18 protein-coding genes are annotated in these 25,367 nt (G+C 70.9%); 13 read left to right on the forward strand and 5 right to left on the reverse strand.

All coding sequences use genetic code 11. From position 1 onward, the window contains the following. Nucleotides 1-2 precede the first annotated feature (2 nt). The 3 genes from hemA (at nucleotide 3) to H7F53_RS13505 (ending at nucleotide 3,360) form a co-directional block, all read left to right on the forward strand. Nucleotides 3-1,217 carry a 5-aminolevulinate synthase gene (hemA, locus tag H7F53_RS13495; protein WP_185680025.1) on the forward strand — a complete coding sequence of 405 codons (1,215 nt, stop codon included), beginning with the start codon at nucleotides 3-5 and terminating at the stop codon, nucleotides 1,215-1,217. A gap of 176 nt (nucleotides 1,218-1,393) precedes the next feature. Then, nucleotides 1,394-2,038, forward strand: a complete 645-nt coding sequence (locus tag H7F53_RS13500; RefSeq protein ID WP_185680026.1) for a murein L,D-transpeptidase catalytic domain family protein — start codon at nucleotides 1,394-1,396, stop codon at nucleotides 2,036-2,038. A gap of 128 nt (nucleotides 2,039-2,166) precedes the next feature. Continuing rightward, the gene (locus tag H7F53_RS13505; protein ID WP_246438901.1) at nucleotides 2,167-3,360 is read left to right on the forward strand and encodes an aminotransferase class I/II-fold pyridoxal phosphate-dependent enzyme; all 1,194 of its coding nucleotides are present in this window, start codon (nucleotides 2,167-2,169) and stop codon (nucleotides 3,358-3,360) included. Between the two features lie 72 nt (nucleotides 3,361-3,432). Here the strand turns inward: H7F53_RS13505 and H7F53_RS13510 are convergent, their stop codons facing one another. Further along, on the reverse strand, nucleotides 3,433-3,996 hold the full coding sequence (locus tag H7F53_RS13510; protein ID WP_185680027.1) for a hypothetical protein: 564 nt from the start codon (nucleotides 3,994-3,996) through the stop codon (nucleotides 3,433-3,435). 48 nt (nucleotides 3,997-4,044) lie between these two features. Next, entirely contained in the window at nucleotides 4,045-5,517 is a 1,473-nt protein-coding gene (locus H7F53_RS13515) for a helicase HerA domain-containing protein (protein ID WP_185680069.1), read from the reverse strand. A gap of 74 nt (nucleotides 5,518-5,591) precedes the next feature. Between H7F53_RS13515 and H7F53_RS13520 the strand changes: the two genes are divergently transcribed. The 5 genes from H7F53_RS13520 to H7F53_RS13540 all read left to right on the forward strand — a co-directional run bounded on the left by H7F53_RS13520 (nucleotide 5,592) and on the right by H7F53_RS13540 (nucleotide 10,179). Continuing rightward, on the forward strand, nucleotides 5,592-5,828 hold the full coding sequence (locus H7F53_RS13520) for a DUF4169 family protein (protein WP_343062073.1): 237 nt from the start codon (nucleotides 5,592-5,594) through the stop codon (nucleotides 5,826-5,828). Beyond that, on the forward strand, nucleotides 5,828-6,034 hold the full coding sequence (locus H7F53_RS13525; protein WP_185680028.1) for a hypothetical protein: 207 nt from the start codon (nucleotides 5,828-5,830) through the stop codon (nucleotides 6,032-6,034). Before H7F53_RS13520 ends, H7F53_RS13525 begins: the two co-directional genes overlap by 1 nt. A gap of 199 nt (nucleotides 6,035-6,233) precedes the next feature. Then, nucleotides 6,234-6,920 (forward strand): response regulator transcription factor, encoded by a 687-nt coding sequence (locus H7F53_RS13530; protein WP_185680029.1) that lies wholly within the window; start codon nucleotides 6,234-6,236, stop codon nucleotides 6,918-6,920. Beyond that, nucleotides 6,917-8,284, forward strand: coding sequence for a FecR domain-containing protein (locus H7F53_RS13535; protein WP_185680030.1), 1,368 nt, complete (start codon nucleotides 6,917-6,919; stop codon nucleotides 8,282-8,284). The genes H7F53_RS13530 and H7F53_RS13535 overlap by 4 nt, the downstream gene beginning before the upstream one ends. After that, nucleotides 8,281-10,179 (forward strand): CHASE2 domain-containing protein, encoded by a 1,899-nt coding sequence (locus H7F53_RS13540; RefSeq protein WP_221773740.1) that lies wholly within the window; start codon nucleotides 8,281-8,283, stop codon nucleotides 10,177-10,179. The genes H7F53_RS13535 and H7F53_RS13540 overlap by 4 nt, the downstream gene beginning before the upstream one ends. Here H7F53_RS13540 and H7F53_RS13545 read toward each other — a convergent pair. Next, nucleotides 10,148-10,636 (reverse strand): hypothetical protein, encoded by a 489-nt coding sequence (locus tag H7F53_RS13545; protein WP_185680032.1) that lies wholly within the window; start codon nucleotides 10,634-10,636, stop codon nucleotides 10,148-10,150. The genes H7F53_RS13540 and H7F53_RS13545 overlap by 32 nt on opposite strands. Before the next feature lie 200 nt (nucleotides 10,637-10,836). Between H7F53_RS13545 and H7F53_RS13550 the strand changes: the two genes are divergently transcribed. The 4 genes from H7F53_RS13550 to H7F53_RS13565 all read left to right on the forward strand — a co-directional run bounded on the left by H7F53_RS13550 (nucleotide 10,837) and on the right by H7F53_RS13565 (nucleotide 18,549). Beyond that, the gene (locus tag H7F53_RS13550) at nucleotides 10,837-11,814 is read left to right on the forward strand and encodes a DUF11 domain-containing protein (protein WP_185680033.1); all 978 of its coding nucleotides are present in this window, start codon (nucleotides 10,837-10,839) and stop codon (nucleotides 11,812-11,814) included. A gap of 11 nt (nucleotides 11,815-11,825) precedes the next feature. Next, complete coding sequence (locus H7F53_RS13555; protein WP_185680034.1) at nucleotides 11,826-12,317, forward strand: hypothetical protein; 492 nt, start codon at nucleotides 11,826-11,828, stop codon at nucleotides 12,315-12,317. A gap of 61 nt (nucleotides 12,318-12,378) precedes the next feature. Then, the gene (locus H7F53_RS13560; RefSeq protein ID WP_185680035.1) at nucleotides 12,379-13,443 is read left to right on the forward strand and encodes a hypothetical protein; all 1,065 of its coding nucleotides are present in this window, start codon (nucleotides 12,379-12,381) and stop codon (nucleotides 13,441-13,443) included. Between the two features lie 87 nt (nucleotides 13,444-13,530). Further along, nucleotides 13,531-18,549: a DUF11 domain-containing protein gene (locus tag H7F53_RS13565; protein WP_185680071.1), complete on the forward strand. Its 5,019-nt coding sequence runs from the start codon at nucleotides 13,531-13,533 to the stop codon at nucleotides 18,547-18,549. A gap of 14 nt (nucleotides 18,550-18,563) precedes the next feature. Here H7F53_RS13565 and H7F53_RS13570 read toward each other — a convergent pair whose 3' ends face one another. After that, nucleotides 18,564-20,429, reverse strand: coding sequence for a hypothetical protein (locus tag H7F53_RS13570; RefSeq protein ID WP_185680036.1), 1,866 nt, complete (start codon nucleotides 20,427-20,429; stop codon nucleotides 18,564-18,566). A 224-nt stretch (nucleotides 20,430-20,653) separates the two neighbouring features. Here H7F53_RS13570 and H7F53_RS13575 point away from each other — a divergent pair, with 224 nt between their 5' ends. Next, a complete protein-coding gene (locus tag H7F53_RS13575) occupies nucleotides 20,654-24,061 on the forward strand; it encodes a trifunctional glycoside hydrolase family 18/polysaccharide deacetylase/glycosyltransferase family 2 protein (RefSeq protein ID WP_185680037.1) in 3,408 nt (1,135 codons plus the stop codon). Here H7F53_RS13575 and H7F53_RS13580 read toward each other — a convergent pair. Beyond that, entirely contained in the window at nucleotides 23,978-25,360 is a 1,383-nt protein-coding gene (locus H7F53_RS13580) for a sensor histidine kinase (protein WP_185680038.1), read from the reverse strand. The two genes, H7F53_RS13575 and H7F53_RS13580, sit on opposite strands and share 84 nt — an antisense overlap. Between the last annotated feature and the right edge of the window lie 7 nt (nucleotides 25,361-25,367).

The raw sequence follows: 25,367 nt of genomic DNA on the forward strand, positions 1-25,367 counted from the left end.
ACGTGAACTACGACCAGATTTTCGATGCCGCGATCGATCGCCTTCATTCTGAAGGTCGCTACCGCGTGTTCATCGACATCCTGCGCAACAAGGGCGCCTACCCCAATGCGCGGTGCTTCGCCGGCCACAATGGACCCAAGCCGATCACGGTGTGGTGCTCGAACGACTATCTGGCGATGGGCCAGCACCCTAAGGTGATCGCGGCGATGGAGGAAGCGCTCCACAACGTCGGCGCCGGATCGGGCGGCACCCGCAACATCGGCGGCAACACGCATTACCATGTCGAGCTCGAGCGCGAGCTGGCCGACCTCCATGGCAAGGACGGCGCGCTGCTGTTCACCTCGGGCTACGTCTCGAATGACGCCACGCTCTCGACCCTAGCCCGGATCCTGCCCGGCTGCGTGATCTTCTCGGACGAGCTCAACCACGCCAGCATGATCGCCGGGATCCGCAATTCGGGGGCCGAGAAAAAGGTCTGGCGCCACAACGACGTGGCCCACCTGGAGGAGCTGCTGGCCGATACCGATCCGGCCCTGCCCAAGCTGATCGCCTTCGAATCGGTCTATTCGATGGACGGCGACGTCGCCCCGATCCACGCGATCTGCGACCTCGCCGAGAAGTACAATGCGCTCACCTACATCGACGAGGTCCATGCCGTGGGCATGTACGGCCCGCGCGGCGGCGGCATCACCGACCGCGACGAGGCGGCGCACCGGATCGACATCATCGAGGGCACACTGGGCAAGGCATTCGGGGTGATGGGCGGCTACATCGCCGCCGATACCCGGATTATCGACGTGATCCGGTCCTATGCCCCGGGCTTCATTTTCACCACCTCGCTCTCGCCGGTGCTGGTCGCCGGCGTTCTGGCCTCGGTCCGCCACCTCAAGGAATCCAGCATCGAGCGCGAAGGGCAGCAGGCCGCCGCTGCCACGCTGAAGCGCCTGTTCACCGAGGCTGGTCTGCCGGTCATGGCCACGACCACCCATATCGTGCCGCTGATGGTGGGCGATCCGGTCAAGGCCAAGCGGATCAGCGACATCCTGCTCGCCGAGTACGGCGTTTACGTGCAGCCGATCAATTTCCCCACCGTCCCACGCGGGACCGAGCGCCTGCGGTTCACCCCTGGCCCCTCGCATACCGAGGAGATGATGGTGGAACTGACCCGCGCCCTGGTGGAAATCTGGGACCGGATGGAGCTGCAGCTGGCGGCCTGAGCAGCCTGCGCGCCGGCCGCCGGTTCCTTCGGCCACTGTCTTCTGATCGCATCCCTGCCTCCGCTCGTCCGGACCGAGGGAGCCGTGCCTTGAACTGGCCCGGTTGCCGCCGCACTAGGACAGGCAACAAGGACAGGCTCGCGGGCCTGTGTCAGACGGGATCGCACGGAAACGGTATGGACATCACGCGACGGCGCCTGGTCGGCGCCATGGCGGTCGGCGTCTCGGCGCTCGGACTGCCGCACAGCATCACCGGGGAACGCGCCGCGGCCCAGCCGCTCGACCTCGCGGCCTCCGCCACGGGAGGCAACCGCTTCCGTGACGTCCTGCTGCCGCAGGTCCGGGCCGCGCTTGATCGGCACGCTGCCTCGATCGTGCAGCGCGACGTGGTCGGGCTGGTGGATTTCTCGGCGCCCTCGCGCGCGGCGCGCTTCTACCTGCTAGACATGGGCGAAGGCCAGGTGATCTCCACCCACCTCGTCGCCCATGGCAAGGGCTCGGACCCGGCGAACAGCGGCTGGGTCGAGCGGCTGTCGAACCGCCCGGGGTCGAACGCCTCGTGCGACGGGGCTTTCCGCACCGGGCAGACCTACTTTGGCGAACATGGCCGGTCGCGCCGGCTGATCGGACTGGACCCGCAGAACGACATGGCCGAACCCCGCGCCATCGTCATCCATGGCGCGCCCTATGTCGATCCGCGACTGGCGGTGAGCCAGGGCCGGGTCGGGCGCAGCCAGGGCTGCTTCGCGGTCGGCCGGGCCGAGATCGACGATCTGCTCGAACTGCTCGGCGAAGGCCGGCTGCTGTTCGCCGCCCGCTAGCGGCGTCATCGCCAGCGCGGAAGCGGCACCGGCCCGCTCCCGCCGCTGCGTCAGGGCACATGAACCAGACGCCCGAGGGCGGCCAAAGCCTCTGGCCCGCGGTGGTGTCCTGCGCCATGCTGGGCGCAATGACACGCTCTGTTCACCCGATCTACGCCGCGATGGGCGAAACCGTTTTCGAGGCCATGTCGGCGCTGTGCCGCGACGGCAGCCGGATCAACCTGGGCCAGGGCTTCCCCGACGACAACGGCCCGCCTGAACTGCGCGCGGCGGCAGCGCGGGCGCTCGAGCAGCGCTCGAACCAGTACCCGCCAATGGCCGGCGTCCCCGAGCTGCGCGCCGCGCTGGCGGACTTCTACCGGCGCCATCAGGGTCTCGACCTCGCGCCGGACAGCTATGTCGTCACCTCGGGGGCGACCGAGGCGCTGACCGCGGCGATCCTCGCCGTGGTCCGCCCGGGCGACGAGGTGCTGCTGTTTGCCCCGACCTACGACCTCTATGCACCGATGGTCCGCCGGGCTGGCGCGATCCCGGTGTTCGTCCGCCTCAGTCCGCCGCTCTGGCGCTACGAGCGCGCCCAGATCGAGGCGGCCATCACCCCCCGCACTGCCGCGATGATCGTCAACGATCCGCTCAACCCGACCGGTTCGGTCGCCAGCGCTGAGGAATTGGCCGACCTGGCCGCGCTGTGCGCCGCGCACGATCTGGTGGCGATCTGCGACGAAGTCTGGGAGGGGGTGCGCTTTGACGGGATCGGCCACCGCTCCCTGCTGGACCAAACCGGCATGGCCGGGCGGACAATCAAGATCGGCTCGGCAGGCAAACTGTTCGGGCTGACCGGCTGGAAGCTCGGCTGGCTCTGCGCCTCCCCCGAACTGGCGGGGGTACTGGGCCGGGTTCACCAGTTCCTGACCTTCACCACCATGCCCGCGACCCAGTACGCGGTGGCGGAGGGGCTCGCCCGGGATGACGTGCTGTCCCGTCAGCACGCCGGCTGGGCCCGCACGCGGACGGCCATGCTGCGCCTGCTCGACGAGGCCGGTTTCGCCGTCCTGCCGGCCCCGGCCACGTGGTTCACCTGCGTTGACCTTGCCGCCTCGGGCATTGCGCTCGACGACGCCGCGTTCAGCCGCCGCGCGGTTCACGAGGGCGGCGTGGCGACCATCCCGCTTTCGGCCTTCAGCGTTGACGGTGAGCTGACCGGGGTCGTCCGGCTATGCCACTGCAAGGACGAATCCGTGCTGGCCGAAGGCGTGCGGAGGCTCGCGGCAGTCCGGGACGGTCTGGGTGGAGCTGCACCCTGGAAGGCAGCGCCGGCTTGATGGCGCCCGGGCTGACAGACCGGTCACCGCCGCAAGGGGGTCACCCGGTGCCGGGCCTGCGCCCCGTCCCTTTCACTCCGGACGGTCGTTCGGGTCGCTAAGGATCTGGCGCGGATTGCCGACCACGACATGGATCTGGAAATAGTACTTGTCGGTAGCCTTGCCATCGTCGTTGACGAACATGATCCTGCGGCGTGCCGCCACTCCGTCGACGTAGACCCACTTTCCGAGGAAGCGGTCGCGAACCGCAGCCAGTTCGGCGCGACCGGCCTGTGCTTTCGCCACATCGGCAGTGAGCGCCAGGGTCAGGCAGTTGCGGTCACGGTAGTCGGTCTCGGAGTTGAGGAAAAACCGGCCGTTGGCCTCCCCCACGGCCTTGACCTGGACTGCGAAGCGGCCGGCAAGCGCCCCTCTGGGCGCCAGTTGCGACGCCAGGGTCACAGCCTCGACCGGCGTGTAGCAACGCCCGGAGCATGTGGGATCGGGGGTCGCTGAAGCCGGAACCTTCACCGTCACGTCAGTCTGCGCCAGGAGCACTGGTGTCGTCAGCAGGAGCGCGAGGGGAAGCACGGGCTGTGGCATGTCCTTGGCCTTCAACGGGTCGTTCGAACGGGCCCGGCCGGTATGCATGGCCAACCCCAGCCAGACAAGGCACCGGGCGGACGGCGGCGGCGCGAGGGCGCCCTAGTCCACCGCCGCGGTCGTCGCGCCCAGGGCCGGCACCCCGATCGAGCGACGCCCGCCAAAATCGGTGCGCACCACGATCAGCCCGGCCTTCTCATAGTGATCAAGCAGCCGGCGGATGCGGCCGGCCGACTGCGTGCCGTAGATCCGCGCCAGTTCCTCATCCTCCGGGCACGGCTGGCCCCGCTGGGCGGCACGGGCAATCGCCAGGAACGGGGCAAGCAGATCGTCAGCCACGTCCCGTGCCACCTGCAGGATATCGGCCCAGCCGGCGTCGTCGGGATCGCAGCCGGCGACGGCCATGGCGAAACGCCGGCGGAAGGCCGCCATGTCGAGCCCACCGATGCCGATCCGCTTCATCCGGCAGCGCACCGTGAAGTCCTGATACAGCGCCGCGACCGGCTGGAAGGTGCAGTCGGGCTCGGCCGCCAGTTCGAACAGGGTCTCGGTCACGGCGCGGGCATCGTCCTGCTGCTGGAACAGGCTGGGCGCGGTCGGCGGCGGAGGCTCTTCGCCCGGCGGCCCGGCGGTCTCAATCAGGTCGAGCAGGATCGCGCTGTCGACCGGCTCAGGTTCGGCGCGCGTCGGCAGGACAAGCGCCGGCGCCACCACGGGCTCGGCGACCTCGGCCAGGAGCAGGCTTTCCATGTCGGGGCCGGAGGCACTTGGCAACGGCATCAGTCCCTGCACGACATTGCGCGCGCGGGTACGCACCTCGCCGATGCGGACGGAGACCGGGCGGCGGCTGATCGCCGGGCCCAGCCCCAGGAAATGTCCGCGCGCCAGATCACGGATCTGCTCGGCCTGGCGGCGTTCCATGCCGAGCAGGTCAGCGGCGCGGACCATGTCGATATCGAGGAACGTCCGCCCCATCAGGAAGTTCGAGGCTTCGGCGGCCACGTTCTTGGCCAGCTTGGCCAGACGCTGGGTGGCGATGATCCCGGCTAGCCCGCGCTTGCGCCCCCGGCACATCAAGTTGGTCATCGCTGCCAGGCTGATCCGGCGGACCTCGTCCGACACGTCTCCGGCAGCGGCGGGAGCGAACATCTGCGCCTCGTCGACCACGACCAGCGCGGGATACCATTCTTCGCGCGGGGCATCGAACAGGGTGGCAAGGAAGGTTGCCGCGCAACGCATCTGCGCCTCGAGGTCGAGCCCGTCGAGCGCCAGCACCACCGAGGCGCGATGCGTGCGGATCCGGGCGGCAAGCCGGACGATCTCGTCATTGGCATAGGCGCCGCCGTCGATCACCACATGGCCGAAGGGTTCGGCCAGAGTCACGAAATCACCTTCAGGGTCGATCACCACCTGCTGAACCAGGCCCGCGCTCTCCTCCAGCAGGCGGCGCAGCAGGTGCGACTTGCCCGACCCCGAGTTGCCCTGGACCAGCAGGCGCGTGGCAAGCAGTTCCTCGATGTCGACGCGCACCGACGCACCAGCAGAATCCAAACCGATGACGACCGAGGCGCTCACCGGGGTGCTGTCGCGGATCACCCCGCACCGCTCAACGGCCGGGCACGGCTTATCCACGGCCGCGTCGGGAGGCTGTGGCGATCCCCACTGATCCGGAGTATGGCGGGGCCATGGCCGAGATCATCAACCTGCGCCTCGCCCGCAAGGCGCACAAGCGGGCCGAGGCCGCCCGCACGGCAGCCGAGAACCGCGCCCGGCACGGCCAGAGCCGCGCCGCGCGCGACCGCGCGCGCGCCGAGGCCGCCCGCACCGAACGCACCCTGTCCGGTGCGCGGCGGGACACACTGCCCGGCACTCCGGAGGCGGACTGATGCGGAGCACGTTCGGCACCGCGACCGTGCGGCTCTACCGGCTGGTCGATGCGGTCGGCGGCGGGGGTGAGGCCGAGACCCTGCTCTACGGCCCGCTCGACGAAGCCCTGATCCTGGCTGCCAGTCTGCCGGAACATGTCCAGGAGGACCTGTTTCTGGCCACGGACAACGATGTGGTCGCCTACCTCGATCTGGCCCCCGATTGATGCATGTTTACAAATTCTGTCAGTCGCTTACGTCTCGGTGACAGAAACGGGGCGCACAGGACTGAACTGTCCCACATGTGAACAATTGTAAAATGCCGGGCCGGCATTTGCGCAAGCCACGGAAATGTCTGCTAACGATCGATTGTAATCAGAACCTTGGCGATGGAGAGATGCGCCGGCTCACCCCCGGCCCCCTGATATGAAAGTCGCAGTTCTCGATGATGACAAGGCCGTGCTCGAGACGGTTGCCAAGTTGCTCGACGAGGCCGGCTTCCAGTGCGCCACGTTCGACAATGGCCGCCAACTTGTGCGCACGCTGCATCGGGAAACCTTTGACCTGTTCGTGATCGACTGGAACCTGCCCGACCTGCCAGGGCTCAACGTTCTCGAATGGATCCGAAACCAGATCGGCGCCCAGCCGCCAGTTCTGCTGCTGACCAACCGCGTGTCGGACGAAGACCTGGTGGCCGGACTGCGCGCCGGGGCGGACGATTTCGTGACCAAGCCCTACCACCCGGCCGTGCTGCTGGCCCGGGTCGAGGCGCTTGCCCGGCGTTCGACGATGAACCTCAGCAGGACCACCGAAACCTACGGCAAGCTGGATTTCGAGCTGACCAGCAAGACCCTGCGGCTGTCGGGCGAGGTCGTGCACCTCACCCCCAAGGAATTCAGCCTTGCGCTGCTGCTGTTCCGCAACCTCAACCGGGCCGTCTCGCGGGCCTACATTTTCGAGACAATCTGGGGCATGGACCCCGATCTCTCGACCCGGACGCTCGACATCCATATCTCCAAGATCCGCTCCAAACTGGCGCTGCGTCCGGAAAACGGCTTCCGCCTCACTCCGGTCTATGGCTACGGCTACCGGCTGGAGGAACACCTGGCGTGAGCAGGTCGCGCGCGGTGCGTCGGACAGCGGCCGCAATGCTGCTGCTCGGAACGGCCTCGGCGCTGGCCGCAGCTCCGCCCCCGGGCGCTCCGGCCGAGGCCGAAGTCCGCTACACCATCCAACCCGGAGATACGCTCTACCAGCTGGGCCGCGCCTATTTGGCCGGACCGCGTGCGCTGGTCCGGGTCCGCCGGGTCAACCGCATCCCGGCGAACAGCCTGATCGTGGCGGGCAAGGACCTGCGTCTGCCGCGCAGTGTGCTGCGCGATGAGCCGATCACCGCAAGGATCGACAGCTTCAGCGGCGGGGTGACGCTGCGCAACGGCGCGGCAGTGGTTCCGGCCAAGGCAGGGGTCGACCTCGGTGAAGGGACCGTGATCGAAACCGGGCCGCGGGGCTTTGTCTCGCTCCGCCTGACAGACGACAGTACGATCACCGTGCCGTCGCAAAGCGTGGTGCGCATCGTCCGCCTGCGCCGCCTGCTGATCAACCAGGCGGTCGAGCGCGAGTTCGCCACCCAGTCCGGACGCGTGCGCGCCCGGGTCACCCCGATGGGTGATCCAGCCAGTTCGTTCCGCGTGACCACGCCGATCACGGTCTCGGCAGTGCGTGGCACCGACTTCCGGGTAAACTACGATGCCGCCGCGGCCCGCGCCCTGACCGAGGTCGAGGATGGCCAGGTGGCCTTCGCCCTCGGTCAGAACGATGCGCCCGCAGCAGCCCGTCCCGACTTGGCCCGGGCGGAGACGATGCTGGCCCCCGGGTTCGGCGCGCTTGCGACCCCAGGTAAGGTCGGAACCGCCACGGCGCTGTTGGCCTCGCCTCGCCTCGTCGACCCCGACCGTGCCCAGACCGAGCCGGACCTTGCCTTTTCTGTTGTCCCCGACGATCAGGCTGCGGGATATCGCCTCCAGATTGGCCGAGACGCCGGGTTGCTCGACCTGATCGACGAGACCAGCGGCAGCACGCCGCGCTTCAGCTTGCCAGGGGTCCCGACCGGCACCTATTTCGTGCGGATCGCCGCGCTTGACGCCCAGGGGGCCGAAGGTCGCGGCCGGACCTATGCCTTCGACCGGGTGCTCAATGCCGTGGCCGGATCGGCCACCGCCGAGGGCCGGCGCTACCGCTTCAAGTGGACCAGCGCCGCCGACGGGACGCCGCAGTTTCGCTTCCGCCTGGTCCGCAAGGACCGGCCCGACCTGCCGATCGTCGACGAGGCGCTGGGCACGGCCCGCGAGATCTCGGTCACCGCGCTGCGCCCGGGGGAATACAGCTGGCGGGTGCTCTCGCTGGTGCCCTTCCGGGACCGGATCGTCGCGACCTGGTCGGCCGAGCAGGGCTTCGAGGTAACCGCGCCGAGGTGAGCTTGCCGGCCGGTCTGCGATGGCTCGGGCGCCGGCGCCGCGACGGGTGGTTGACCGTGCTGGCCTGCCTGCTCGGGGCCACGGCGCTGGAGGGCGGCGGCCTGGTCGCCCGGCTCGATCACATCGCCTACGACGCCCTGCTGGGGCACCGCCCGCCACCGCCGACCGACCGCATCCTGATCGTGGCGATCGACGCGCGCAGCCTGACCGCGATCGGCGCCTGGCCCTGGCCGCGGCAGGTCCAGGCCGAACTGGTCCGGCGGCTGTCCGCCGCCCGGCCGCAGGCGATCGGGATCGACGTGCTGCTGACCGAGCCGCGCGATCCGGCGGGCGATGCCGCCTTGGCCGAGGCCCTGGCCGAAGCGGGCAATGTCTACCTGCCGCTGGCCTTCGAGCTGCCCGGCCGCAATGGCCGCGCGGTCGACGTGTTGCGCCCGCTGCCGGCCTTCGTCCGCGCCAGCGCCGGGCTGGGGCACGTCAACCTCTCCCCGGACAGCGATGGGGTGATGCGCACCGGGTGGCGGACCTATCAGGCGGATGGCACGGGCTGGCCGGCCCTGCCCGCGGCCATGCTGGGCCAGCCTGCGGACCGGGCACCGCCAGCGTCCGGCCTGACCCGGGCTGCCCCGCTGATGATCGACTATCCGGGCTCGGCCGGCACCCTGGCCTCAGTCCCGGCCGCAGCCGTGCTGCGCGGCGAGGTTCCGGCTGCACTGATCGCCGGCAAGCTGGTGCTGGTCGGGATGACCGCGAGCGGGCTGGGCGACATGCACGCGACGCCGCTGTCGGCCGACGCCCAGTTGATGCCCGGGGTCGAGATCCAGGGCAGCCTGCTCGCCACGCTGCTTGCCCCGCGCCAGCTCATCCCGGCCTCCCCGGCGCTGCAATGGGCCTTCGCGCTGGCACCGGTGCTGGCGCTGTTCGCGGGGCTGGCCTGGCTACCCAGTCGGCGCGGACTGGCCTGGACCGCGCTGCTCGCCATCGGGGTGGTCGCCATCAGCGCCGGCGGGCTGATCCTCGGCAATCTCTGGCTGCGTCCGGCGGTCCCGCTGGTGGCGCTGGCGGTGAGCTATGCCGTCTGGTCGTGGCGGCGGCTTGCCGTGGCCAGCGGCATGGTCTCCGCAGAACTCGAACGCGCCAGCCGTGAGGCAGGTCTGCCCGCCCCGCCGCCAGCGGCCGGGATGCTTGACCGCCAGATCGACCTGCTGACCGAGATGACCGCGCGCGAACGGGCGCTGCGCCACGAGCATGAGTCGGTGGTCCGCTTGCTCTCGCACGACATGCGCGCGCCGCAGAGCGCGATCCTCGCGCTGCTCGATCAGGGAGGCGGCTGCCCGCCCGACCTCGCTACCCGGATCGGCGCCCATGCCCGCCGCACGCTCGAGCTGGCCGACGGGTTCGTCCATCTGGCGCGGGCACAGGCGGTGGCACCGGGGACCGAACTGATCGACCTGCGCGATCTGGCCATCGAAGCCGCCGACGCACTCTGGCCGCAAGCCCAGTCCCGGGGCATCGCCCTGCGGACGCCCGACGATGCGGCAGAGGTGCTGGTGCGCGGCGATCGCTCGCTGCTCGCCCGCGTGCTGGTCAACCTGCTCGACAACGCGATCAAGTATGGTGCGGCCGGCACACCGGTGACGATCGGAATCGCCACGCTCGGCGATCAGGCCGAAGTGACCGTGCGCAACCACGGGCCGGACATCCCCGCCGACCAGCTCGACCGCATCTTCGAGAGTTTTGCCCAGGCTCCGGGTCGCGGACGCCGCGCCGACGGGGTGGGTCTGGGCCTGGCCTTCGTCCACACGGTGGTGACGCGTCACGGCGGCACGGTGACCTGCCGCAGCGCCGGGGGCGAGACCGGCTTCAGCCTGGCGCTGCCTGCGGCGCAGCCTTGAGCGCGGCGCAGAGCGGCGCGGCCAACGTGGTGCCATCGCCGACCGGTTCATCGGGGCGCAGCACACGCAGCACCGATCCCCGCCACAGCACCGCACCGCTGGTGCGGTCGGTGAGCGTCAGGGTCAGTTCCTCGCGGTCCTTGCGGCGCGACGGACTGCGGCCGCGCGGCGGGTCCTCGCCGGCCCGCAGCACGGCGGCGCGCGCCGGGCGGAGCGCATGGGCACTGTGCAGCAGCACGGTGGCAGGCTGGCCGGGAACCAGCCCGGCGGCACGGACACAGCCTTCGAGCACGCTGGCAGCCGGCGTCGACGCCCCATCTCCGGCGGGCAGGACCAGCGCATAGCGCGCACCGGCCGGCACGGTTCCGGACAGGTTGACCTGCTGCGCCGGGCCGGCGGCGCAGCCCGCGAGCAACAGGAAGGGGGCGGCGGCAGCCGCGGTCCGCAGGGTGATCATCCTGCCGGGTTAGACAGGGCCGCGACGCGAGGCAACCGCTGGCCCGCCGCCTGGCGGCAGTGTTTACATTCGGTGATGTGACCCAGCCGGGCCAGCTCGCCCCTGCGCAGCGCAGCCCCTGCGCGGGGCCTCGAAACGTATTAAGTGGCTTTACGTAGGTATTTGCCCTTTCTTAACCACGAACGGGGCATTCTCGCAGCATGTCGAGAACACCGTTCAATATTGCCCTCACCGGTCTGACCCTGACGGCCGCGCTTTGCGTGCGCCCGGCCTGGGCTGCGGGCGTTGCCGCCGGCACCGTGATCGAGAACGTCGCCACCGCGACGTACAGCAGCGGTGCCGGGACCGCCTCGATCCAGTCCAACCGCGTCAGCCTGCGCGTCGATGAGTTGCTCGACGTCGCCGTGGCCACGCTCTCGACCGCTCCGCAGCCGCTGTCCGGCGGCACGGCCGTGCTCAGCTATGCGGTCACCAACAGCGGCAACGGGAGCGAGGCCTACACCCTCGCCGTGGATCCGGCCGTGGCGGGCAATCCCTTCACCGCAACGATCCAGGCGATCGTCGCCGACAGCAACGGCAACGGCACCTACGATGCCGGGGTCGACGCCGTCCTCGCCACCGGCGCGAGCACCCCGGCGCTCGCCGCCGATGCCGCGCTGCGGGTCTTCGTTCTGGTCGGCCTGCCGGCCGGCGCGGCCGACGCCGCGATCAGCCAGGTGCGGCTCACCGCTACGGCCGAAACCGGCTCGGGCACCCCCGGCACCACCTTCGCCGGAGCCGGTGACGGCGGCGTCGATGCCGTGGTTGGCGCCAGCACTGCGCGCTCTGCCACGCTCGCCGCGGTCATCGCCCGGCTTGGCGCCGTGGGCCTGACCAAGTCCGCGGTCATCGCCGATCCCTTTGGCGGCAGCCGCCCGGTTCCCGGCGCCCTGGTCACCTACAGCCTCGTCACCCGGATCAGCGGATCGGGCTCGGCCGAGGGGGTGACCGTGAGCGACGGCATTCCCGCCGGCACGACCTATCAGGCCGGCACGCTCAAGCTCGACGGCGCGGCACTCAGCGACGCTGCCGATGCCGATGCAGGCACCGCCGCCGCCTCGGGCGTGGCCGTGGCGCTCGGCACGCTGGCCGCCGGCTCGCCCGACCGCACCATCTCGTTCACCGTCAAGATCAACTGAGGACCACAGCCATGTTCCGATCCCTGCTGATTGCCATCGCCGCGGCCCTCGCCGCACCGCTGGCCCTGCTGCCCGCACCGGCCCTCGCGGCCGACACCGCGACCAGTCCGGTCGCGCTCACCGGCGAGGTCAAGGTCGACCGCGTCGTCACCGAGAACGGCGCGACCCGCCACGTGCTGGTCCAGCCCGACAAGGTCGTCCCCGGCGAACGGCTGGTGTTCACCACCCGTTACCGCAACACCGGGGCCAAGCCGATCCAGAACTTCGTCGTGACCAACCCGGTCCCGGCCGCCGTCGTGCTGGCCGACAACACCGACCGCGCGCTGGTCGTCTCGGTCGACGGCGGCACCAGTTGGGGCCCGCTCGCCAGCCTGACCGTGCCCGATGGCGCCAAGGGCCGCCGCGCTGCCGGCCCGGCCGACGTCACCCATCTGCGCTGGACCATCCCGGTGATCGCACCCGGCGCCGATGGCGCTGTCGAATACCACGCGACGGTTCGCTGACCGCTTGCGTGCCCCTCGTCCGCGGGGCCCGGCGGACATGCTGTAAGTTGAGGACAAGATCATGAAAAACAACAACAAGCTGCTGGCTGCGGCGGGCCTCACGGCGCTTGCGGCCAGCCTCGGCGCGGGAACTGCCCACGCTGCCGGCACGGTCGCCGGCCAGACCATCACCAACACGGTGACGGTCAACTTCCAGGTCAGCGGGGTCACCCAGACCGCCCAGACCGGGACCAACGCGATCACGGTCGACCGCCGCGTCGTGCTCACCGTGACCGGCGCCCCGGCGACCACCTCGGCGGCTCCGGGGCAGATCGATGCGGTTACCGCCTTCCAGGTGACCAACACCTCGAACGACACGCTCGACCTGCAGCTCACTGCGGTGAACCAGGCCGGCGGCGCCACCGTGCACGGCGGCACCGACGTGTTCGACGTGACCAACTTCGCGTACTTCCTCGATTCGAACACCAACGGGGTCTACGACGCCGGGGTCGACGCGCAGATCACCTACCTCGACGAGATCGCGCCCGATACGACCCGGACGGTCTTTGTCCATGCCGACATTCCGGGCGGCGCCACGAATGCCCAGGCCTCCGGCATCACCCTGACCGCGCGCGCTGCGGCGGCCGGTGCGGCCGGCACCCAGGGCGCGCTGCTCACCGCCACGACCACGGCCAACACCGCCGGGATCGATACGGTCTTCGCCGATGCCGCCGGTGCCACCGATGCCGCCAACGACGGCGCCTTCTCGGCCCGCGGCAGCTACACGGTTGCCGGCGCGTTGCTGACGGTCAGCAAGTTCAGTTCGATCATCAGCGATCCGGTGAATGGGACGACCAATCCCAAGGCGATCCCGGGCGCTGTGGTGGAATACTGCCTGGCCGTGTCGAACGGGGCCGGCGCGGCAACCGCGACGGGTCTTGCGCTGAGCGATCCCCTGCCCTCGACCGTCACCTACAACACGGCCTTCGGCATCCTCGTCAATGCCACGGTCAGCGGCAGCACCTGCACGGGCGGCACCGCCGGCGGGACCTATTCGGCCACGCCGACCCCGACCGTCAGCGGCACGCTCAACAACCTCGCCGCCGGCGCCGCTGCGGCGCTGCGCTTCCGTGTGACGATCAACTGAGGACCCCTCTCGGGCCCGGCCGCGTGCCGGGCCCGGGCACCTCCCCCATTCATGCCAGCCAGCCACGCCTTGCGAGCGGCGGGAGCCTTGCTCTGCGCCCTGTGGTGGGCCCTGCTCGCAGGGTTCGCCGCACCGGCGCACGCCCAGGCGATCAGCAACACGGCCAGCGCCAGCTGGACCCAGGCTGGCCAGACCTTCTCCACCCTGTCCAACACCGTCGCCTTCGATGTCGCGCCCGTCGCCGTGACCATCGAGACCTTCGCCGCTGCAGCGTCGCGCGAATCGCTCGCCTTCACCCCGTCGCACTGCGGCAACACGCCGATCTTCGTGGGCAACGGCGAGGCCGGGGTCCAGATCATCGCCGGGGTCGCGCCAGCGTCGAAAGTGCGGATCGGCGATGCCTTCTACTTCCGCGTGACCGCCGCCGCGGCAAACCTCGATCCTGCCGCGATCGACCGGCTAGAGACCACCCTGATCACCAGCAGCGGTGATCGCGAGACGGTGGTGATCTTCGAGACTGCGGCCAACAGCGGGGTTTTTGTCGGCGGCGTGCCGACGGCCGCGGTTCCGCCCGATGCCCGCACCGAGGACTGCCACCTCAGCGTGGCCACGGGCGACACGATCTCGATCGTCTGCCGCCAGAGCACCGACGAGGCGGTGCTCGCCACGGCCCAGCTCGACGTGCTGGCCGATCCGTTCGGCTATGTCTTCGACAGCGAGGACGGCAGCCCGGTCGATGGCGTGCGTGTGACCCTCGTCGAGGCGGCAACCGGTCAGCCGGCGACCGTTTTTGCCGACGATGGTCAGACGCGATGGCCTTCCACCGTGATCACCGGTGAGCCGATCGTTGATGCGGCGGGCAACCGCTATGTCCTGCCGTCCGGCGAGTACCGCTTCCCCCTGGCCGCGCGGGGCGAATACCGGTTGCTGATCGAGCCGCCCGATCCCTACGTCGCGCCCTCCACCGCCAGCGCTGCGCAACTGGCCGGCGTCCTGCGGCCCGACGGCTCCGCGCTCACGCTCAGCCCCGCCTCGACCGGCGGGGTTCTGACGCTGAATTCGACCGAGGCCGTGCGGATCGACGTGCCGGTCGACCGCCCCGGCAAGCCGGTCACCCTGAGCAAGAGCGCCTCGCGTCCGCGCGCCCAGCCGGGCGACCTGGTGTTCTACACCATCGTGGTCGGCAACCCGGACAGCGCTCACGCCAAGCGCGAGGTCACCTTGCGCGATGTGCCTGACGCGGCCCTGCGGCTGCGCGCGGATTCGTTGCGGATCGACGGTCAGCCCGCCGGCGATGCGCTGGTCACCACGCCCGATGGCAGCGCCTTCACGCTGCGGCTGGGCACGATCCCGGCGCGCGGCCGCCGCAAGGTGACCTATGCCGCCTCGGTCCGGCCCGATGCGATCCCCGGAGCGGCACAGAACCGGGTCACCGCGACCGATTCGCGGGGCTTTACCGCCGCCACGGGGGCGGTCGTGCAGATCGAGGAGGACGGACTGACCGCGCGGATGACCCTGGTTGGCCGCGTAACCGACGGCGGCTGCGCCGCGCGCGGGACCGGACAGGGCATCCCCGGGGTGCGGGTAACGCTGGAGGACGGCAGCTTCGCCGTCACCGACGCCGAAGGGCGCTATCATTTCGAAGGGCTACTACCGGGCAGCCACGTGGTTCAGGTTGCGCGCTCGACCCTGCCGGAAGGCGGACGCTTCGTCGATTGCCAGCGCTCCACCAACAGCGCCGGAAGCGCGATCTCGCGCTTCGTGCGGGGCCAGGGCGGTAGCCTGGCGGTGGCCGATTTCCACGCCCGCCTGCCCGAGGGCGCGCGGCCCGAGACCCGGAGCGCGACCGTTCCCGCCGCCGCGTCGGACCAGGTGGCAGCCGGTGCCGAGATCGACTGGCTGGCCCAGGCCGATGGTCCGCCCGCGTTCCTCTTCCCGGCCGCCGACCACAACCCGCGCTCCCCCTCGGTGCGGGTCGCGATCCGCCACCGGGCCGACCAGACGGTGACCCTCACCGTCAACGGCAAGGCGGCCGACAAGGTCAGCTTCGACGGGCTCAAACTGGATGCCACGCGCACCCGCGGGGTCAGCCTGTGGCGCGGCATTCCGCTGGGCGGTGAGACCACCCTGCTCCACGCCGAGGTGCGCAATGCCGACGGGACCCTCGCGGCCGACCTGGCGCGCGAGGTCCACTTCACCGAAACCCCGGCCGACGTCGAGTTCCTGCCCGACCGCTCGCGGCTGGTGGCCGACGGGCGAACCCGGCCGGTGCTCGCGCTGCGGCTGGTCGATCGCCACGGCCGCCCGGTCCATGCCGGGCTGTCGGGGCAGTTCCAGCTCTCCGCCCCTTACGAGACCGCCGAGACCGCCGACGCCCAGCAGACCCGCGCGCTGTCGGGCGCTGCGGTGCTCACCCCGCACTGGACGGTCAAGGGCGACGACGGCGTGGCCTATGTCGAGCTGGCCCCGACCATGGTCAGCGGCGCGGTGCAGCTCGATTTCGTCTTCCCCGACGGCCAGCAGCAACCGCGCCGCCGCACGCTGAAATCGTGGATGGTCCCGGGCAAGGTCGAGTGGACGCTGGTCGGCCTGGCCGAAGGGTCGGCCGGCGCCCGCTCGATCGCTGACGAGATGGAGCGCAGCGGGCGGTTCGACAGCGATCTCGGCCGCGATGCCCGCGTCGCCTTCTATGCCAAGGGTCGGCTGCGCGGCTCGACCCTGCTCACCCTGGCCTACGACAGCGCCAAGCAGAAGGCCGACCAGCGCCTGCTCGGCGCGATCGATCCGCGCGCCTACTACACGATCTATGCCGATGCCTCGGCCCGTCGGTTCGATGCCGCCAGCCGCGACAAGCTCTACGTGCGGATCGAGAGCCGCGCCTTTGTCGCGCTGTTCGGCGATTTCGAAACCGGCTTCGCACAGACCCAGCTAGCGCGCTACAACCGCATCGCAACGGGGGTGAAAGCCGAATACGACAATGGCCGCGTCCATGCGCAGGCCTTCGCCACCCGGGTGGCCGGACGCCACCGCCGGATCGAGCTGCAGGGCGCCGGGATCACCGGTCCCTACCGCCTGGGCCGTGAGGCGGTGATCCCCAACAGCGAGATCGTGGTGCTCGAGGTGCGCGACCGGTTCCGTTCGGAAGTGATCGTCGAGCGCCGCACCCTGACCCGCTTCCTCGACTACGACATCGACCTCCTGGCTGGCACGCTGACCTTCAAGCAGCCGGTGCTGAGCCGCGATGCCGCGCTCAACCCCCAGTTCATCGTGGTCGATTACGATATCGACCCGGGCCTCGCCGGGGGCGGCGCGCTGACCGCGGGACTGCGCACCGACTGGACGAGCCGGGATGGCCGGCTGCGACTGGGCGCCACCGGGCTCAGCGAGCAGGGCGACACTGCCCGCACGTCGCTGGGCGGGGCCGATCTGCGCTTCCGCCCGGATGCGCGTACCGAGGTGCGGGCGGAAACCGCGCTGAGCACCCGCTCCGGCGCACTGGCCTCGGCCTGGCTGGTCGAGGCCGAGCGCCGCGACGGCCGGCTGTCCCTGCTCGCCTATGCCCGCTCGGCCGATGCCGACTTTGGCCTCGGCCAGCTCAACGGCGCCGAAACCGGGCGCCGCAAGTTCGGCGCCGATGCCCGCGTCGCCCTGACCAGCGCCCTGGCGGTCAGCGCCAGCGCCTGGACCGATCGCAGCCTGACCGACGGCTCGCGCCGCGAGGCGCTGCGTGTGCGCGGCGAGTATCGCACCCGCCCGGCCGACGCCTGGATCGGAGCGAGTGCGATGCAGGACCATTTCGCCGATGGCAGCGCGCCGTCCTCGGTGCTGCTCGAAGCCGGGATCGGGCGCCGCTTCCTGGGCGGCAAGCTGCAGGTCGATGCCGCGACCAGCGTCGGCCTGGGCGGCACCACTGCGGCTGATCTGCCGGCGCGCCACCAGGTCTCGGCGAGCTATGCGGTGACCTCGTGGCTCAAGCTGCTGGGCACCTACGAGATCGCGGTGGGCGCGGTCGAGGCCAGCACCGCGCGCGCCGGGTTCGAGCTGCAGCCGTGGCGCGGCGGACGCGTCACCACCGCGCTCGGCCGGCAGCGCCAGGGCGGGGCTGGTCAGGGCGAAGAGGGGCGGCGCAGCTTCGCCGCCTTCGGTCTGTCCCAGGCCTGGCAGGTCGACAGCCGGCTCAGCCTCGATGCCACGCTGGACGCCAACCGCATCCTTGCCGGCTCGCCCGCGGCGCGCCCGGTCAACCCGGCCCAGCCGCTGGCCAGCGGCGGCCACCTGGGCGGCAACGGCACGCTGGTCGAAGGCTTCACCGCGCTGACGCTGGGCGCGGGCTGGCGGACCGAACGCTGGTCGATCACCGCCCGGGCCGAATGGCGCCAGGGCGAGCTGGCCGATCGCCACGGCCTGACCCTCGGCGCGATCCGCCAGCTCGGCGAGGGCCGCATGCTCGGCGCCGGGGCCACCTGGACCCGCGCCACCGGCGCCGACGGCAGCCGCAGCGAACTGCTCGACGGGGCGGTGGCCCTGGCCTGGCGGCCGGCCGGTGCGACCATGGCCCTGCTCTCCAAGCTCGAGCTGCGTGCCGATACCGCCACGCTTGGCGCGGCAACCACGACCACCGACCGCCTCGCCCTGGGCGATCTGTTCGCCGCTGGCACCGCGGGCCGGTCGCGCCGGGTGATCGCCAGCCTGTCGGGCAACTGGACCCCGTGGGCCCGCCAGGACGACACCGCGGTGCAGCGGCTCGAGCTGGGCCTGTTCGGCGCGGTTCGCGCCAAGCTCGACGGCTTCGACGACCAGCGCATTGCCGGGACCACCCTGCTGACCGGGCTGGACCTGCGCATCGGCCTGACCCCGCGTGTGGCGATCGGCGGCAGCGCCACGCTGCGCAGCAACCTGGCCGACGGCACCACCCAGGTCGCCTATGGCCCGCAGGTGCAGGTGGTCCCGGCGAAGAATACCGTGCTGAGCCTGGGCTACACCTTCGCCGGCTACCGCGACCGCGATTTTGCCGAGGCACGCACCACCCGCCAGGGGGTCTTCGCCACGCTGCGGCTCAAGCTGGATGGCGACAGCCTTGGCTTCCTTGGGCTTGGCCGGCGCTGAGGGATCTTCCCGCGCTAGCGGACCAGCGCCTGGATGCTGAGGGTGAAGCTGGGCGGCGTGCCGGTCGACCCGGCCATCGCCCCCTTGGGATTGAGGCAGACGAACCGCACCGCCGGATCATAGGCCGAAACCGGGGTATAGGAGCAGCCGGCGAAGCTGGTCGGGGCCACGGCGGCGTTGGAATAGCGGATGTCGGTCGCCGCGTTGAAGGTCAGGCCGCTGGTGGGCGAACCCTGGGTAAACACCGGACTGGCCGCCGTGCCGACGCTGAGCTGGCTCGGCAGGGTGTCGATCAGCCAGACCGTATTGGTGTCGACCGCACGAGGCCCGGTGTTGCTGACGGTGAAGGTGTAGCGCACGATCGCCCCGGGGATGTACTTCGGGTTGGTCGTGCCGTTGACCGGATCCGACAGCGGCACCGCATCCTTGGCGATGGTCAGCCGGGCATTGGCGGCGATCCGGGTGTTGGTGATCGTGCAGGTCACCACGTCGCCCATCGTCGGGGTGATCGTCCCGCCGACGGTGGTGGGCAGCGCTGTGCCGGTCCCGCTGGCGGCGTTGGTGCAGGCCATCGTGGCATTGTACTGGTTCAGGCTGGTGACACCGGCCCCGCTTTCGGCCAGGCTATAGGGGGTGCCGGCGGTCGCCTGGAACTGCGGCGTGGCGGCATTGCCGACGGTGGCCCCGGTCCCGGTCGTGGTCGTGGTGGCCATCACCGTGCTGCCCTGACTGATCGACAGGACGAACTGGTCACTGGCGAACTGCCGCCCGGTGGCACCCAGCGCCTTGCGCAGGGTCAGCTGCGGGAACGGCGTCGCGGTGAAGGCGCATTGCACCGCATCACCGAACTGCAGCGCCGGAAAGGCATAGGAGGTGGTCACCACACCGCTGGGCAGCGGCGTGGCCGAGGCGCCGTTGCTGTTGGTGCAGGTCAGCGTCGACCGGTAGCGGGCCAGCGTGCTGGCGCTGCCGCTGGCCATCGCCTGGTTGAGCGTGACCGGCAGTGACGAGGTGACCGACAGCGCCGCCGCGGTGAAGGGCCCCAGCCCGGTGCCGGTGCTGGTGCCGGTGGCGAGGACCGTGCCGCTGGACCCGGCATTGATCGAGAAGGTGAACTGGTCTGACGCGGCGGCGCGGGCGCCGCTGATCTGGGTGGTCAGCCGGATCGAGGCGAAGCGCACGGCGAACATCGCACCCTGCAGGCCGCCGCCGACGATCGTCGTGGTGACCGTGGTCGGGATGGTCGAACCGACGATATAGGCGCCCACCGTGCCTGGCACGCCGGTGGTGGTGAAGGTGGCCGAGCCGGTGCCGGTCGCGCCGGGATAGGTAGCGCCGCTGATCGGGCCCACCTGATCGAGCAGCACCCAGCCGCCACCGTTGCTCTGGAACGAGAGCGATTCGCCATCATTGCTCGATTCCGCATCGGCCGCGACGAACATGAAGTTCGATACCGCACCGGCGCCGGGCGGCGGGGTGATGACGATGTTCGAGATCGTCACCGTGGTGGTGCCGGCCGCCGACTGGTAGAGCGCCGGCCGCCCCGGGATGCCGAGGAAGGCGGTGTTGCCCACGGCCCCACCGGTCCAGGTGGGCGTCGCCACGGCGGTGATCGCCGCGCCCGAGACGCGCATCACGAAGCTCATCACGCTGCCGTCCTGCAGGGTCAGCGAATAGCTCTGCCCGCCGGTCGAGCGGGCCTGGACATCGTTGTAGGTGGCGAAATCGATCCAGCAGTAGGTCTGCCAGCTGGACGGTCCGGTGGCGCCCTGCGCCGTGGCATAGTTGCAGTTGGCCGCCTGGGCGGTGCCGGCGCCGGCGATCAGCAGGGTCACAAACGCCCAGAACCGCAGCAGTGCTCGTCCCAATCTTACGTGCATATACGTGCAGGTGCCAAGAAACCGCGGTTCAGGCAAGCGCGACGGCCGGTCCGCCCCCACCCCGCCGGTCGGTACATTGCCAATCCGTAATGGTCTCCCCACGGTCCGGTCGTCCTGGCAGGCCCATAGACCGGGGCGACGGCACGGCGTCTTCCTCGCACCAGCCCCGGCGCGGCAAGGCCCGGCCGTCACCCCCGCCCCGGCCCAGCAGCAGGATCTCCGCCTTGATCCGACCGGTGTTCTTCGATCCGTCCGGCCGGCGCCGGGTGCGGGCACGCCGGATCCTGCTGGCGCTGCTGGCCCTGTTGAGCGTGGCCTGCGCGGTCTTCGCCACCACCGTGCTCGACGTGCCCACCCAGGCCCCGCTGCCGATCGGCTACGAACGGTTGACGCCCCTACCCCTGCCTGCCCAGCTGAGCCACCTGCGCCACCGGGTGAGCGCGCTGCTGCCGGCCGGGGTGCGTGCCGCCCCGCCCCACGGCCACCCGCTGACGCTGGGCTTCTACACCCCCGAGGCCGAGGACGGCGTGCCCTCGCTGCGGCGCCATATCGGCCAGCTCGACTGGATCGCCCCGACCCTGCTCGGCCTGTCCGCTGCGGGACGGCTAGAGGTTCGCGACGATCCGGCGCTGCGCCAGGTGATCGGTGGATCGCTGCACCGTCCGCTGGTGATCCCCGTGCTCCAGAACCTGCAGGATGGCGAGTGGAGCGGCGCCACCGCCGCGCGCATGCTGCATGATGCGGGGCAACGGCGCCGGCTGGAGCTGGACATCGCCGCGCATCTCGCTGCGAGCGGCGATGCGGGGATCCTGTTCGACCTCGAAAACCTGCCGGATGCCGCGCTGCCCGACCTGGTGCGGCTGGTGGCCGAAACCCGCGCGCGGCTGGCCCCGGCCGGCCGGCTGGTGGCGGTGACCATGCCGATCGACGCTCCGGCCTGGCCGGCCCGGGCACTGGCCCGCGCCGCCGACAAGCTGGTGCTGATGGCCTATGACGAGCACTGGGAGGGCGGCACCCCCGGTCCGATCGCGTCGGAGCCATGGTTCGCCGCCCGGCTGGCCGCGACCGTGGCGGGCCTGCCGGCCGACCGGGTGATCGTCGCCTTGGGCAACTATGCCTATGACTGGCACGCCGGCCAGGCCGAGGCCCTGACCGTGGCTGAGGCCTGGCTGACCGCGCGCGACAGCGAGGCCCGGCCCCGCTTCGTTAACGCACTGGGCAATGCCGCCTTCTCCTATGCCGATGGCGGGGTGCGCCACGACGTGTGGCTGCTCGATGCGGCCGCCAGCTGGAATGAGTTGCACGTGCTGCGCCAGCTCGGCCTCGCCAATGTCGCGCTGTGGCGGCTGGGTTCGGAGGACCCCGGCTTCTGGTCCGTGCTGGCGCGCTGGCGCAGCGGCGCGGGTCGGCCGACCCTGACCACCATCGCCCCGCCGCAGACGGTCGATGTCGCGGGCAGCGGCGAGATCTTGCGGATCGCGGCCACGCCCCAGGCGGGCCGGCGCCAGCTGACCTATGCACCCCGCGGTGAGCGCATCGTCGACGAGCGTTTCCTCGCCCTGCCCACGCCTTTCGAGGTGCAGCGCACCGGGAACCGGCCCCGGCTGGTCGCCCTGACCTTCGATGACGGTCCCGACCCGACCTGGACCCCGCGGATCCTCGACGTCCTTGAGCGGTTCCATGTCCCGGCAACCTTTTTCATCGTGGGCGAGAACGGCGTGGCCCAGCGCGGACTGCTGCGCCGGATCGCCGAGGACGGAGACGAGATCGGCAACCACAGCTATACCCACCCGAACATGGCCGAGGAGGCGCCGGCCGGGATCGGGCTCGAGCTCAATGCCACGCAGCGCCTGATCGAAGCCTATACCGGCCGCTCCACCCGGCTGTTCCGCGCGCCCTATTTCGGCGATGCCGAGCCGACCACCGCCGACGAGCTGCAACCCGCGCTGGTCGCCCAGCGCCGCGGCTACACCGTGGTCGGCCTGCACGTCGATCCCGGCGACTGGCAGCGCCCGGGCACGGCGGCGATCGTCGCCCGGACCATCGCCGGGGTCGAGCATCCCGCGCCGGGCCGTTCGGGTAACGTGGTGCTGCTTCACGACGGCGGGGGCGACCGTGCCCAGACCCTGGCCGCCCTGCCGCTGATCATCGCCCGGCTGGAACATGATGGCTACCGCCTCGTTCCGGTCTCGACCCTGGCGGGGCTGGGGCATGATCAGGTCATGCCGCGGGTCGAGGGGATCGATCTCGCCGCGGTGCGCGCGGATGTGTTCCTGTTCGGTGCGATCGGCGCGGGACTGACCGGGCTGAACTGGCTGTTCTTCTTCGCCATCGCGCTCGGGCTGGGTCGGGCCGTGCTGCTCACCGGGCTTGCGCTCCTGCCAGGGCGGATCCGCCCGCGCGCCTGCGCCGTCCCGTTCCGGCCGACCGTGACGGTCATCATCCCGGCCTACAACGAGGAGCGGGTGATCGCCGCCGCGGTGCGGCGCGTGCTGGACAGCGACTATCCCGATATCGAGCTGATCGTCGCCGACGACGGATCACGCGACCGCACCAGCGCAATCGTCGCGGCTACCTTCGGCAGCGAGCCGCGCATGCGGCTGCTCACCCTGGCCAACGGCGGCAAGGCGGCGGCGCTCAACCGCGCGCTGGCCGAGGCCCACGGCGAGGTAATCGTCGCGCTCGACGCCGATACCCAGTTCGAACCGGCCTGCATCGGGCGGCTCGTGCGCTGGTTCGCCGATTCGGCGATCGGGGCCGTGGCGGGCCATGCCAAGGTGGGGAACCGGGTCAACCTCGTCACCCGCTGGCAGGCGGTCGAATATGTCACGGCCCAGACCATCGAGCGGCGCGCGCTGGCCCGGTTCGACGCCATCATGGTGGTGCCCGGTGCGGTCGGGGCCTGGCGGCGCGCGGCGCTCGATGCGGTGGGCGGCTATCCCGAAGACACCCTCGCCGAGGACCAGGATCTGACCATCGCGGTGCAGCGGGCCGGCTGGACCGTGGTCTATGACGAAGAGGCCGTGGCCTGGACCGAGGCGCCCGAAAGCTTCGCCGCCCTGTCGCGCCAGCGCTTCCGCTGGTCGTTTGGCACGCTGCAGTGCCTGTGGAAGCATCGCGCGGTGCTGGCGCGGCGCCAGCCCGGCGGGCTGGCCACGGTCGGCATGCCGCAGGCCTGGCTGTTCCAGATCGCCTTCGCGCTGGTCTCGCCACTGATCGACCTGGCGTTGGCGGTATCGATCGGCGGCACCGCACTGCGGGTGCTGCAGCATGGCTGGGCCCAGACCCAGACCGACGTGCTGCGCATGGGTGCCTATTGGCTGGCTTTTACCGTGGTGGACCTGCTGTGCGGATTCGTCGCCTTCCGGCTGGACGTGCGCCGGGAACGCTTCCGGCCGCTGCTGCTGCTGGCGCAGCGGTTCGTCTACCGGCAGCTGATGTATGTCGTGGTGATCCGCGCCGTGGCCGCAGCCTGGGCGGGCCGTGCGATCGGCTGGGGCAAGCTCGAACGATCGGGTCGGGTCAGCGACCGCGCCGTGGCCGGCCCGCTAGACCAGAGGGAGGCGCAGCCGCGCGACCAGCCCCCCCGCCTGTCCCCCGCCAGCGTCCCCAACCCGCCCCCCGTCGCCTGAACCGAGCGAGAAGCTGCCGCCATGCAGGCGCGCGATCGCCGCGACCGTGGCCAGCCCGAGCCCCGCACCGGGCCGTGTCCGGGCGTTGTCGAGCCGGGTGAAGCGTTCGAGCGCCCGCTCGCGGTCGGCAGCGGGGATGCCGCGGCCGTCGTCCTCGACCTCGATCACCACGGCCTCCTCGGCGGGTACTGTCCGCACCATGATCCGGCCGCCGCCGTACTTGAGCGCATTGTCGATGAGGTTGGCGAGCGCACGCGACAGCAGCTCGCGGTCGCCCAGCACGGTGGCCGGGACCCCGCTTGCGACAAGTTCGACGCCGGTCTGTTCGGCGAGCGGCTCATAGAGCTCGGCCAGGTCGAGCACCAGCGCGCGCACCTCAAGCGGGGCGCGCCGGTCAGCCATGGCTCCGCTTTCCAGCCGGGCCAGTTCGAGCGCCGCCGCCAGCATCGCCTCGAGCACCTCGGCGTCGGACAGCGCCAGCTGCAACGCGTCCTGCGCCGCTCCCTCGGGCACGGCCGCCTGCGCGGTCTCGATCGCCGCGCGCAACCGCGCGACGGGCGAGCGCAGATCGTGCGCCAGCCCGCCGGCAACCGACTGCAACTCGCTCACCAGCCCGTCGATCCGCTCGGCCATCAGGTTGATCTGGCGACCGAGGTGGTCGAACCCGTCGCCGAACCCGCTGCTCTCCACCCGCGCCGCAAAGTTGCCCGCGGCCAGCGCCTCGGCCGTCTCGGCAATGGCATGGGCGCGGCGGCTGACGACCAGGCCGGTCAGCATCGCCCCGCCCAGCGCCAACCCGGCCGTGAGCACGATCACCAGCGCGAGCGCCTCGACGAAGGCAAGATCGAAGTGCCGATCGGGCGTGGTCAGGATCCCGACAACGAGATGGGTGCCATCGGCCAGGTCCGCCGCCAAGGCGAGCGCCTCCGCCGGAGGGCCACCGCTGGCATGGTAGGCCCGGATGCGCACGGGACGATCGCCCGCCGCCACCTGCGGCACCGCGGCGAGGTGACTGAGCACCGGCTTGCCGTGGCCCGAAACCGCTACGAACAGCAACGGATCGCTGACGCTGCCGCGCCGCTCGGCAACGGCGCTGGCCAGTTCGCGGTAACCGCCCGCATAGAAGGCGCCGAGCAGCTCGTTGCGCAGATCAACAATCTGCCGCGTGCGGTCGAGATCGATGACCTGCAGCATCTTGGCGCGCAGCAGCCCGATCGCCGCGCCGCCGGAAATCACCTGCAGCACGAAGATCGCCGCGATCAGCCGCGCGACGGTGGACGAGGCAAGGCGCCGCAGCATGGCGGGC

The organism is Novosphingobium piscinae, from assembly GCF_014230355.1.
GTDB lineage: Bacteria > Pseudomonadota > Alphaproteobacteria > Sphingomonadales > Sphingomonadaceae > Novosphingobium > Novosphingobium piscinae.

Bases quoted from the DNA above. Each gene is read 5' to 3' on its own strand.
- H7F53_RS13505 (WP_246438901.1), top strand. From the start codon at position 2,167: ATGACACGCTCTGTTCACCCGATCTACGCCGCGATGGGCGAAACCGTT.
- H7F53_RS13570 (WP_185680036.1), bottom strand. From the start codon at position 20,429: ATGCACGTAAGATTGGGACGAGCACTGCTGCGGTTCTGGGCGTTTGTG.
- H7F53_RS13525 (WP_185680028.1), top strand. From the start codon at position 5,828: ATGCGGAGCACGTTCGGCACCGCGACCGTGCGGCTCTACCGGCTGGTC.
- H7F53_RS13555 (WP_185680034.1), top strand. From the start codon at position 11,826: ATGTTCCGATCCCTGCTGATTGCCATCGCCGCGGCCCTCGCCGCACCG.
- H7F53_RS13545 (WP_185680032.1), bottom strand. From the start codon at position 10,636: ATGATCACCCTGCGGACCGCGGCTGCCGCCGCCCCCTTCCTGTTGCTC.
- H7F53_RS13530 (WP_185680029.1), top strand. From the start codon at position 6,234: ATGAAAGTCGCAGTTCTCGATGATGACAAGGCCGTGCTCGAGACGGTT.
- H7F53_RS13500 (WP_185680026.1), top strand. From the start codon at position 1,394: ATGGACATCACGCGACGGCGCCTGGTCGGCGCCATGGCGGTCGGCGTC.
- H7F53_RS13580 (WP_185680038.1), bottom strand. From the start codon at position 25,360: ATGCTGCGGCGCCTTGCCTCGTCCACCGTCGCGCGGCTGATCGCGGCG.
- H7F53_RS13550 (WP_185680033.1), top strand. From the start codon at position 10,837: ATGTCGAGAACACCGTTCAATATTGCCCTCACCGGTCTGACCCTGACG.
- H7F53_RS13560 (WP_185680035.1), top strand. From the start codon at position 12,379: ATGAAAAACAACAACAAGCTGCTGGCTGCGGCGGGCCTCACGGCGCTT.